Here is a 10651-nt window from a genome sequence, read left to right on the forward strand (position 1 = left end):
CTTGATGGCACTGCCGGCGTCGCGCAGCTCCTCCCAGTCGGCAAGCTCGGCCACCACCTTCGCCCGCTTGTCGCGGATGGTGTGGGTGGCGTGGCCCAGGTTGGCGCGCAGCTGCGCGTTGCCGAGTTCGCGGTGTGCGGCCTTCGGGAACGGTTCGGTGGCATTGAGGTTGCCATGGCCGAAGACCGGCAGGGAGGGCATGCCCAGGAAGGTGTTGCTCACCGCACACCCCCTGCCAGCAGGACCCCGCCATTGACGGAGGCTGGTTCTTCGAGCGTGCTGGCCAGGATCTCCGCGAAGTGGAGGGTCCCCACATCGCTGCCCTGCCGGGAGAGCCCGCCGCCAATGTGCATCAGGCAGCTGGCGTCCCCTCCCGAGCACAGCTCGGCGCCCGTGCCGCAGATATTGGCCGCCTTGTCCGCCATCATGGCGCTGGAGACGTCCGCATTTTTCATGGAGAAAGTGCCGCCAAAACCGCAACACTGCTCCGCCTCGGGCAGTTCCACCACCTCAATCCCGCCCACGCTGCGCAGCAGGTCCAGCTGCCGGTCCCCCAGGCGCAGCAGCCGCATGCCGTGGCAGCTGGGATGGTAGGTGACCCTGTGCGGGAAGTGCGATCCCAGCTGCTCCGCCGCGTTCGTGACGCCCAAAACATCGGTCAGCAGCTGGGAGAGTTCATACGTCTTGGCGCCCACCACGGCGGCCCGGGCCTCCAGCGCGGCGTCGCCGCAGCGGCGCGCCACCAGTGCGTGCTGGTGCTTGACGCTCGCCACGCAGGAACCGGACGGCGCCACGGCAACGTCGTAATCTTCCGTGTCGAAGGCCCTCACATGGTTCGCCACCACCGGACGGGCTTCCTTGAAATAGCCCGAGTTCACGTGCATCTGACCGCAGCACGCCTGTCCGGGAGGGAACACCACCTCGTGCCCCAGCCGTTCCAGGATGGCAACCGTGGCCCGGGCCGTGCGCGGATACATGGCGTCCACGATGCACGTGGCAAAGAGCGCAATTTTCATCAGACCATCTTTCGGGACAACAACACAACAATGTGGTCCGACCATACTAGGCGGCGAACCCAAAGTCCAGTGAAAAATTCAAGGAACGTGAGATTGGCCACAAGCGCAAAACTTGGGTTACACTTTCGTGGTCGGACCATAGTGGTCTGACCATGACCTTATCGGTCAAGACACCAAGCAAGGGGAAATCCGTGGACCATTTCACCCCCGCCACCGACCCGGTTGCGGGCAGCGTGGCCATCTCGGCACTCATCGCGCTGATACCGCTCATTACGTTCGTCGTCCTCCTGGCCGTGGTCAAGACCAAGGCCCACGTGGCCGGCGCCTGGTCCCTGCTGGTGGCCGTGGCGGTCGCCGTGCTCGGCTACCACATGCCGATCGGCCTGGCCGCCCTGTCGGCATCACAAGGGGCCGTGTTTGGCGCGTTCCCGGTGTTGTGGATCGTCATCATGGCCGTGTGGCTCTACCGCGTCACCGTCATCAGCGGCCGCTTCGAGGACCTGCGCGGCATATTCGACGTGATCGGCGGCCGCGACGTCCGCGTCCAGGCCATCCTCGTCGCCTTCTGCTTCGGCGGCCTGCTCGAAGCCCTCGCCGGATTCGGTGCACCCGTGGCCATCACGGCCACGATGCTCATCGCCCTCGGCCTGTCCCCGCTGCGCGCAGCCGCCACCGTGCTCGTGGCCAACACCGCCCCTGTCGCGTTCGGCGCCATCGCCATCCCGATCACCACCGCCGCCGGGCTGACCGGCCTGGACGCGGCCCACCTCGGCGCCATCGTCGGACGCCAGGCACCAGTGCTGGCCGTGCTCGTGCCGCTGGTCCTGCTGGTCATCCTCGACGGCCTGCGCGGCCTGCGCGAATGCTGGCCCGTCGCCCTGGCAACCGGGCTGTGCTTCGGCATCGCCCAATTCCTGTGCTCCAACTACTTCTCCTACGAACTGACCGACATCGTCGCCTCCCTCGTAGGCCTGGCCGGGGCGTACCTGTTCCTGCGCGTGTGGAAGTCCAAGGGCCACGACGCCGCCCGCGAACGCCTCACCGTCGGCGCCCTGGCCGGCGGATCCGCCGGCGGCCCCGTTTCCGATGGGTCGGTGGCGGTGGCCGGGACTCGGTTGGACGGGGACCCGGCGAAGCTCACCGGCGCCCGGGTGTGGCTGGCGCTGTTCCCGTACCTGCTGGTCATCGTGGTGTTCGGCATCGCCAACCTCTGGAAGCTCGGCGTCAACATTCCCGCCTGGCTGGCCACCACCAACATCCACGTACCGTGGCCGGTGCTGCACGGCGCGATCGTGGACGCTGCCGGAAAACCGGTCTCCTCGACCGTGTACAACTTCCAATGGCTCTCCAGCCCCGGCACGCTGCTGCTGATCACCGGCCTGATCGTTGCCGCCGTGTACGCCGCCTTCGACGGCGGTGGCCGGTTCCCCATCACGATGCGCCAGGCGGTGGCCGCGATTGGCCACACCATCTACAACATGCGCTGGGCAGGGGCGACCATCATGCTGGTCCTCGCCCTGGCCTACGTCATGAACCTCTCCGGGCAGACCGTGGCGATCGGCACCTGGCTGGCCAGCACCGGCGGCTTCTTCGCCTTCCTCTCCCCCGTCCTGGGCTGGATGGGCACCGCCGTCACCGGCTCGGACACCTCCTCCAACGCTCTCTTCGCGAAACTACAGCAGGCCGCAGGCATCAAGGCCGGGATCGACCCCCACCTGCTCGTGGCCGCCAACTCCTCCGGCGGCGTCGTCGGCAAGCTCATCAGCCCCCAAAACCTCGCCATCGCCGCCACGGCCGTCGGCATGGACGGCCAGGAATCAGTCCTGCTGCGCAAGGTGATCGGCTGGAGCGTGGGCATGCTCGCAGTGCTCTGCCTGCTGGTATACCTCCAGTCAACGCCCGTGCTGGGCTGGATGCTGCCTCGGGCCTGATGTCAGTGAAGCGCGCAGGCCCGTGGCAGGATGGATCCGTGACAGATACAACGGATCGGGCCGCGGGCCCGCGCGCCTACCAGGCCGTGCTGTCCAGCATCGAGGCCGATCTGCGGTCAGGCCGGCTGAACATCGGCGACCGCCTCCCAGGCGAGCGGACCCTCTCCGAACAGCACGGCATCTCACGCGCCTCGGTGCGGGATGCAATCCGCATCCTGGACGTCATGGGCCTGGTACGCACCGCGACCGGGTCGGGCCCGAACTCCGGGACCATCCTCATCTCCGACCCGGCAGCCGGACTGTCCTCAACCCTTCGCCTGCATGTGGCCAGCCGGCACCTGCCCGTCGCCGACATCGTCCAGGCCCGCATCCTCCTGGAAACCTGGGCCGCCACGGCTGCGACAACACGCCCCATCGACGAACCGTCCCTGGCCCGCGCCGCGGAACTGCTCGCCCTGATGGACGACCCCGCCCTGGGCCGAGAAGCATTCCACGACCTCGACTCACAGTTCCACGTACTGCTCAGCACCCTCGCCGGCAACGCCGTCGTCTCCGCCATGATGGAGTCCCTTCGCCTGTCGATCATGGACTACGTCCGCCACGCCGTCACCACCGACGAACAGTGGCAACCCGTCGCCCAGGCCCTGCGCCACCAGCACCACGGCATCCTCGACGCCCTCACCGCCCGCGACGGGGACCTCGCCGCCCGCCTGCTCGGTGAACACATCGAATGGTTCTTCACCGAAACCGCCCGCTAACCCAGGCAACGCCCCCGTCCGGTCCCTTGCCTGGAAAAGGACGCCGGGGCGGGCGGTGCAATCCAAAACCGGACGGCCTCCGAACGCCTGTTACGGGTTCACTCCGGAACCCGCGAAATTCGATGCGGAGGCTCAACTCCGCCCTTGGGAAAAGGATTGAAAGCCATGCGCACATCACCGAACCGCCTGCTTGCCACCATTTTCGGAGCCGTCTACCTGTTGGTGGGCGTCGTCGGGTTCTTCGTCACCAGCGGGGTAGGTTTTTTTGCCACGGAAGGACGGAACCTGATCATCTTCGAGGTCAACCCGCTGCACAATATCATCCACCTGGCCATTGGAGCGGCCCTCCTGCTTTCCGGGCTGGGTTCCGTGACGGCGGCCAAGACCGCCAATTCAACCGTGGGCGCCGTCTACCTGCTCGTTGGCATCGTGGGCCTCTTCCTAACGACGTCCGCACTGAACATCATTGCCCTCAACGGCGCAGACAACGTCCTGCACCTGGCCAGCGCACTGGTGCTGTTGACGGTCGGCCTGTCCCAGGACCGTGCCACCGCCACCGCCCGAACCGCCTAGTCATGGCGGCCCTGCGTGTTGCGCAAGCCCCGTCCCCGGGCAGGAAGATGTCGCTTCGCCGGGCCTCCATTGGACGCCCACGAGCCTCCGCCCGGTCCGGCGGCGAGCTTGCCAGCCTCTGCGTCGGCGTCGCCGCCGTAGGCATTGCTGCCCTCGGCAGTGCCGCTGCCTCCAGCCTGGTTGCCGGCCTGAACGGGGCGGCCGGGCCGGCGGTGTGGTGGGAATGGGTAGCCGCACTCGGGTCGGCTGCCTGGGCGGGGGCTGCGCTGTTCTATGCCTTTGCCACTTTTCGGACCGGGCACCTGCTGATGGCCGGCGTGGCAGTCCGTGCCGTGGCGGTGGCCGCATTGGTCCACCTGGCCGGGATCCTGATTGGCCTCTGGCGCGTGCCCGAGGACGCCAGATACCTGGACCTGACCCTGGCCGCGCTGCTGGTGCTTGAGTTGTCCGTTATTGCCGTCATGGGCTGGCAGCACAACAAGGCGCTTCGCACGTCGTTCAGGGCATCTGCTGGATGGAAACCGTCCGCCCTGGCAGTCATCGGCACGATGTTTTTCGTGTCCATTGTGGTGGCATCCGTTACCACCCTGGGGCTGGCAGCCTCCACTGCCGGCCAGCTTGCCGTCCCGCATTCCGGGCATGGCTCCCACAGTCCCGGTGGCCCCCTGCCCGCCAACCTGGAACAGTTGAAGCATTCCGGCCACCATCACTGACCCTAGTGTTCGCTCCAGCAGGCCAGGATGGTGGTTGCCATCTGGTACGCGAAGGCGGAGCGCGTGACGTGGTTGATGCCGGCGGCGGCAGGCATCGTTGTGGCGTCCACGTGCAGCACCATGTTGTCTTTGGCGAAGACCACGGTGCCCGCCTCCGCCTGGTAACCGGGCAGGCCGAGGTTGGACAGGCCCTGGATGGGCTTGGCGTCAAGCGAGGTCGAAAGCGTCGCAGCGCCTTCCCGCGCTGCCCTCGCCTCCGGGAACACCTGGACTGACATCGTCAAGGTTCCGGCTTCCAGGGCATAGTGGCATGCATACACGGTGCCATTCCAGGACCAGTCCGTCTTCGGTGGCGAGGCGAGCCCGAGGATTTTGGTGACGTTGCCCCTGGCTTCTGCGGAACAAACCATGGCGGCGGCCTGTGGCGGCGTTCCGGCAGGACTCTCACTGGCCGATTTTCCGACCGCTGTGGGACCCTGCGTTGCGCCGTGCGCTGCGGCGGACTGCGCTGCGAACTGTACGGACGGGGCTGCGGCCGTGCCTGCTGCGCACCCGCCCAACAGGAGCACCCCCACGGCCAGGCCTGTGATTGTGAGCTGCTTGTTCATTTACTTTCCCTTTTCTTCCGATCATTCATTGCCGTCTAACGGACGGTCAGGACGCCGTGCGTGCCGGCCGTGCCGTCGCTATGGAACGGGTAGCTGCCCGGTTCACCGGGTGCCTTGAAGGTTGCGGTGGTGCCGGGAGCAACGGTGAAGTTGAAGCTGTGGCCGTCGTCGGAAGCGAGGGTGTGGGCGGCGGTGTCCATGTTCATCACGGTGACCATGGACCCGGCCGCCACGGGGGCGGCATCGCGGACGTGTCCGGATTCGATGTGGATCATGCCCGCCATGGCATCCGCTGTGCCGGTCATGGCCGGCACGGGGGTGCTGGCGGCCGGGGCCGCCTGGGCCGGGCCGGGGCTGGCAGTTGGGGAGGTGCTGCAGCCGGCCAGGACCAGCGTGGTGGCCAGGGCCGCGGCGGCGATGAGTTGTCGTTGTGTTTTCATGATCGTCCAATCCAAGAAATATTTCTGCCGGGGCCTGCCGTGTTCCAGCCGCCGGCGGCTATGGGGTATGGCTGGAGACCAGGTGGCCGTAGACGATGGTGTTTTCGGTCCATTCACCGGTGGCTTGGTCGAATCCGCCGCAGGTGATGAGGCGGATTTCGGCGCGGTTGGTGTTGCCATAGACGGCCAGGGTGGGAAAGGTGGCCTTTTTGACCTCCGCGAGCTTGTCCACCTCGAAGACAGCGACGCTGTGATCCGCTCGCGTCACGGAGAACCGTTGGCCCTGCTTCATTTCGTGGAGCCGGTAAAACAGTCCTTCGGGCGAGGCGAGGTTGTTGACGTGGCCCAGGATGACGGCGGGCCCCAGCTGCCCGGGTGTGGGCGAGTATTTGTACCAGCCGCCCGGGTCTCCGGGTTGGCCGCCGGGCACGTCCATGGTGCCGTCCGGCGCCTGTCCCAGCGGCACCAGCACGGTGTTGATGCCGATGTCGGGCACCTGCAGCCTGACCGGAATGGAGGCGGGAAGGATGGGTCCCTCCACGGCCGGCTCGGCCGGTTTGGCGGGTGCCGCGGCCTGGGCCGCGGAAGGCGACACCGCCGGCGCCGGAGGTGGGGTTGGTCTGGGGTGGGCCGGCGCGGCAAGCGTGGTGGCCGGCGCGGCGGCCGCGGCTCCGGGACTTTGCGGGGCGCATGCCGTGGTGCCGAGCAGGACGCCGGCGAACAGGAGACCGGCCGCCGCGGATGCGGCGAGGCGCCCGCGGCGGCTGGTCTTATCCTTCATGGTGCTTCAGGCCCCGTCAGTTCGACGCGGTCTTCGTGCGGCGCAAGGCCACAAACGCGCCGGCGGCCAGCACCAGCGCGCCGGCCCCCGCGAACAGCCCCAACTCAGGCGATGCCCCGGTGGTGGCCTGCGCCGTCTGGGTCAGGCCCGTGCCGGGGGCCCCGCCGGGCATCGCACCCATCTGGGAGGCAACCACCGTGCCGCACAGGGCCGGCGAGGTTGCGGCCAGGGGCAGGGAGGGCACCAGGTCGCTCTTTTCCTTCTGCGCGGCGGCCGGCAGGGTGGCGGGGTCCAGTCCGTGGACCACAACGACGCCGGTCCCGGCCTTGAGCGCGGCAATGGTCTCGGCGTTCATGGCAAAGGTGCGCTGATAGCTGTAGGAGGCGCCCATGCCGGCCACCTTCAGGTCCAGGGCAGCCTTGTCACTGGTGTCGCCGCTGGTGGAGAGGGTGGTGCCGATCTTTCCGTAGGACGGGCCGCCCTCGGTGGTGCTGATGACCCCGTCCTTGTTTGTGTCCGCAGCCGGGGTGGGGCACACGCCCTTCCCGTCGATGTGTATGTGCTGCACGTGCGGGTACGGGGCGCCGTTGAAGGTGGCGGCCAGCCCGCTGACATTCTCAGTGACCGTCGCCTGGTCCCCGGTCAGGGAGATCATGACACTGCCGGTTGCGTTGCTGCCGTTGATGGCACCAAGGTTGGCCTGGTAGGTGGTGGTTCCATTGTCAGCAGCCATGGCACCCGCGCCGGAAAGCGACACGACGGCAAGCGCCAATGCCGGTGCAATCAGGAAAGCAGATTTCTTATACATAAGAGATTCCTCCTCATCAGGGGGCGTCCCGATACCGGGGCGTCAGGGGTGATTCGGAACACGGCGCCCGATGGATTGGGAAATGCCGCAGTTTTCTTTGGCCGCCCCGGGCAAGCAGGGAATTGATGTTCCTCGGCTCGTGTCCAATCCGGTTGGCGGGGTGCTCCGAAGTACCTCCTGACAGCCCGCACCGCCCCTCGGCATGAAGCACTAACGGCCACGGCGGCAGCAGGGGAAGCAGGCGGAGACCATCCGCTTTCAAGGCATGGAGAACCATCATGAATGCAACCAAGACGTCCACCACCCGCAAGGGCCTCAGCCTCGGCATGGGACTCCTCGCCATTGCCGCCATGGGCCTGACCGCCTGCAGCGGCACCACCACCGCCGCACCCGCAACGTCGCAGGCCCCCATGGCCAGCTCCGCCCCGGCGGCCACCACGCCCATGGCTGCTGCCGGGGACCTGGTCGGCCCGGGCTGCGCCGCCTATGCTGCGGCCGTCCCGTCCGGCGCCGGCTCCGTGGCGGGCATGGCGGCCGATCCGGTGGCAACGGCTGCGTCGAACAACCCGCTGCTGAAGACACTGACAGCGGCAGTGTCCGGGAAGCTGAACAAGGACGTGAACCTGGTGGACACCCTGAACTCGGGCCAGTTCACCGTCTTCGCCCCGGTTGACGACGCCTTCGCCAAGATCCCGGCGGCCACCATCGACGGGCTGAAGACCGACTCAAAGACGCTGACGTCCATCCTTACCTACCATGTGGTCCCCGGCCAGCTCGCGCCCAGCCAGATCGACGGTACGCATGCCACGGCCGAAGGCGCCACGGTGAAGGTCACCGGCAGCGGGGACAACATGATGGTCAACGGCGCCAAGGTCATCTGTGGGGGCGTCAAGACGGCGAACGCCACCGTCTACCTCATCGACTCCGTACTGATGCCCCCGGCCAAGAAGTAGCCGGCCAAGAAGTAGGGCCAAGAAGTAGTCCGCAGCCGCCCGCCGTCAACACGGACCGCAAGGAAGCGCACCATGGGCAGCGACCATGACAAACTAGAGACCATGCGCCTGCCCTGGTTGCGGCCGGTGGAGCCCCTTGCCCCGCCCACGCACGAAGACCTGATCCGCCTCGTCGCCCTCGGCGACGAGGCGGCCTTCGCCGAACTCTACGACGCCGTCGCACCCCGGGTGTTCGGGCTGGTGCGCCGCGTGGTCCGCGATCCGTCGCAGAGCCAGGAAGTCACCCAGGAGGTCTTCCTGGACGTTTGGACGCAGGCAGCGCGGTTTGACGCGGACCGGGGGAAGGCCATGGCCTGGATTCTGGTCATCGCCCACCGCCGGGCCGTGGACCGCGTGCGGGCCAGCCAGGCCAGCAGGGACCGCGACCTTCGCCAAGGCATCAAGGAATACCAGGAAAGCTACGACGACGTCGCGGACACCGTGGAAACCACCCTGGAGGCCGAACGGGTCAACCAGGCCCTTGAAACGTTGACCGGGCCCCAGCAGGAAGCCATCCGCCTGGCCTACTATGGCGGCTACACGCACCAGGAAGTGGCGCAGCTGCTGAACATTCCGGTGGGCACGGCCAAGACACGAATTCGTGACGGCATGATCAGACTACGAGACAGGTTAGGGGTGGCGTAATGGAACAACAACTTCATCTGCTGACCGGCGCCTATGCACTCAACGCCGTCACCGACGCCGAGCGGACCGCATTTGAACGCCACGCCCTGGGGGACGCGCAGACGCTCGAGGAGGTGCGCAGCCTCAGCGAAACCGCCGCGCTGCTCGCCTACGGAACGCCCGCGGAGACCCCTCCCCCGGAAGTGAAGGCCAACGTCATGGCCGCCATCCGCAACACCCGCCAGCTTTCGCCCTCCACCGTGGTCCGGGACCTCGGCACCGCGCGCACCGCCCTGAGGGGCACGACGGCGCGTTCCCGGCTCTCGGGTCCGCCGCGCCGCCGGTGGGTGCCGGCCCTGGCGGCCGCTGCCGCCCTGCTGATCTTCGCGGGCGCCGGCGTGGGCGGGTGGGCGGTTGGCCATGGTTCCGGGCAGCAGGGGACGGAGCAGCGGCTGGCCGCCGAGCAGGCGCAACAGGCGGCCATGCTGGCGATCATGGGGGCGCCGGATGCGAAGATTGCCACCGCAAAGGTTGGCGCAGGCACCCTGGTGACCATTGCTTCCTCGGGGCAGGCCAACCAGGCGGGCGTTCTGGTGAAGGACATGCCGGCCGCCCCTGCCGGAAAGGCCTACGAGCTGTGGTTCATCACCGCCAAGGGTGCCGTGCCGGCCGGGCTGATGGATGTTTCCGGCTCCGCACCAAGCGTCCAACTCCTGAAGGGGCCACTGGACGGCGCCACACACATCGGCATCACGGTGGAGCCAGCAGGCGGCTCCCCCCAGCCCACCACCACACCCATACTGCTCCAGGCCATTTAGCTCCAACCCCTCGGGCGGGGCACGGCCCACAGGCGGGCGCCCCTCTTGGGCGTTCGCCGTTTCCAATCCACCCGGCGTCCGGCTCCGAAGTACAGGCAAGAAGAGCAGCCCATCCATATGAGGGCGGCTAATGCCCCGTCCCAAGGAGCCCGTCATGGGAACACACAACAAGAAGCCCGCAACAGCCCGGGCCAGGAGCCGGAGCCTCCGGCTTCTGGCCTCGGCCGCAACAGGCATCATCGCCGCCGGTGCGCTGTTCGCCGTGGCCCAGCTGCTCTCCTCATTTTTCGGCGCGGCATCCTCCCCTCTGACCTCCGTAGGGTCCGCATTCATCGACTTCACCCCTGCGTGGATGAAGAACTTCGCCATCGCCACCTTCGGCACCAACGACAAGGCGGTGCTCCTGCTCTCCATGGCGGCCGCCGCCGTCGTCCTCGCCGCCCTGGCCGGTGTGGTCGCCCGCAGACGGTTTGCGGCCGGGGCCGGGATGGTCGGCGCCTTCGCCATCGTCATGGCCGCCTGCATCATCACCCGGGCCGGTGCCTCCGTCGCAGACCTCCTGCCCCTCCTGGCCGGCACGGCCGCCGGC

The 10651-nt window shown here is 67.6% G+C and carries 12 protein-coding genes and 2 pseudogenes; 8 read left to right on the plus strand and 6 right to left on the minus strand.

The genetic code is table 11. The annotated features are described in order from the left end of the window. Both LPN03_RS19845 and LPN03_RS19850 read right to left on the minus strand, forming a co-directional pair. Nucleotides 1–222 (minus strand): annotated as a pseudogene (locus LPN03_RS19845) ((4Fe-4S)-binding protein); the annotation flags it as partial. Beyond that, complete coding sequence (locus LPN03_RS19850) at nucleotides 219–1016, minus strand: (Fe-S)-binding protein (RefSeq protein ID WP_262455626.1); 798 nt, start codon at nucleotides 1014–1016, stop codon at nucleotides 219–221. The pseudogene LPN03_RS19845 and the gene LPN03_RS19850, both read right to left, overlap by 4 nt. A gap of 191 nt (nucleotides 1017–1207) precedes the next feature. Between LPN03_RS19850 and LPN03_RS19855 the strand changes: the two genes are divergently transcribed. The 4 genes from LPN03_RS19855 to LPN03_RS19870 all read left to right on the plus strand — a co-directional run bounded on the left by LPN03_RS19855 (nucleotide 1208) and on the right by LPN03_RS19870 (nucleotide 4991). After that, nucleotides 1208–2947, plus strand: coding sequence for an L-lactate permease (locus LPN03_RS19855; protein ID WP_165183758.1), 1740 nt, complete (start codon nucleotides 1208–1210; stop codon nucleotides 2945–2947). 38 nt (nucleotides 2948–2985) lie between these two features. Then, nucleotides 2986–3705: a FadR/GntR family transcriptional regulator gene (locus tag LPN03_RS19860; RefSeq protein WP_262455628.1), complete on the plus strand. Its 720-nt coding sequence runs from the start codon at nucleotides 2986–2988 to the stop codon at nucleotides 3703–3705. Nucleotides 3706–3870: 165 nt separating this feature from the next. Continuing rightward, nucleotides 3871–4278, plus strand: a complete 408-nt coding sequence (locus LPN03_RS19865) for a DUF4383 domain-containing protein (protein WP_165183756.1) — start codon at nucleotides 3871–3873, stop codon at nucleotides 4276–4278. 47 nt (nucleotides 4279–4325) lie between these two features. Further along, the gene (locus tag LPN03_RS19870; protein ID WP_262455630.1) at nucleotides 4326–4991 is read left to right on the plus strand and encodes a hypothetical protein; all 666 of its coding nucleotides are present in this window, start codon (nucleotides 4326–4328) and stop codon (nucleotides 4989–4991) included. A 2-nt stretch (nucleotides 4992–4993) separates the two neighbouring features. Here LPN03_RS19870 and LPN03_RS19875 read toward each other — a convergent pair whose 3' ends face one another. From LPN03_RS19875 to LPN03_RS19890, 4 genes are read right to left on the minus strand one after another with little or no spacing between them, the layout of a single operon-like run. Further along, entirely contained in the window at nucleotides 4994–5599 is a 606-nt protein-coding gene (locus LPN03_RS19875; protein ID WP_262455631.1) for a hypothetical protein, read from the minus strand. 35 nt (nucleotides 5600–5634) lie between these two features. After that, nucleotides 5635–6039, minus strand: a complete 405-nt coding sequence (locus LPN03_RS19880; RefSeq protein ID WP_205678441.1) for a hypothetical protein — start codon at nucleotides 6037–6039, stop codon at nucleotides 5635–5637. A gap of 58 nt (nucleotides 6040–6097) precedes the next feature. Further along, nucleotides 6098–6820, minus strand: coding sequence for a class F sortase (locus LPN03_RS19885; RefSeq protein WP_262455632.1), 723 nt, complete (start codon nucleotides 6818–6820; stop codon nucleotides 6098–6100). 16 nt (nucleotides 6821–6836) lie between these two features. Then, nucleotides 6837–7628: a hypothetical protein gene (locus LPN03_RS19890; RefSeq protein ID WP_165183752.1), complete on the minus strand. Its 792-nt coding sequence runs from the start codon at nucleotides 7626–7628 to the stop codon at nucleotides 6837–6839. A gap of 278 nt (nucleotides 7629–7906) precedes the next feature. Here LPN03_RS19890 and LPN03_RS19895 point away from each other — a divergent pair, with 278 nt between their 5' ends. The 4 genes and pseudogenes from LPN03_RS19895 to LPN03_RS19910 all read left to right on the plus strand — a co-directional run. Further along, nucleotides 7907–8581, plus strand: coding sequence for a fasciclin domain-containing protein (locus tag LPN03_RS19895; protein ID WP_165183751.1), 675 nt, complete (start codon nucleotides 7907–7909; stop codon nucleotides 8579–8581). 72 nt (nucleotides 8582–8653) lie between these two features. Continuing rightward, nucleotides 8654–9265 (plus strand): ECF RNA polymerase sigma factor SigK, encoded by a 612-nt coding sequence (gene sigK / locus LPN03_RS19900; protein ID WP_370875209.1) that lies wholly within the window; start codon nucleotides 8654–8656, stop codon nucleotides 9263–9265. Further along, nucleotides 9265–10062, plus strand: coding sequence for an anti-sigma factor domain-containing protein (locus LPN03_RS19905; protein ID WP_165183750.1), 798 nt, complete (start codon nucleotides 9265–9267; stop codon nucleotides 10060–10062). The genes sigK and LPN03_RS19905 overlap by 1 nt, the downstream gene beginning before the upstream one ends. Before the next feature lie 154 nt (nucleotides 10063–10216). Beyond that, nucleotides 10217–10651 (plus strand): annotated as a pseudogene (locus LPN03_RS19910) (oxidoreductase); the annotation flags it as partial.

It is taken from the genome of Arthrobacter sp. A2-55, from assembly GCF_025548615.1.
GTDB lineage: Bacteria > Actinomycetota > Actinomycetes > Actinomycetales > Micrococcaceae > Specibacter > Specibacter silviterrae.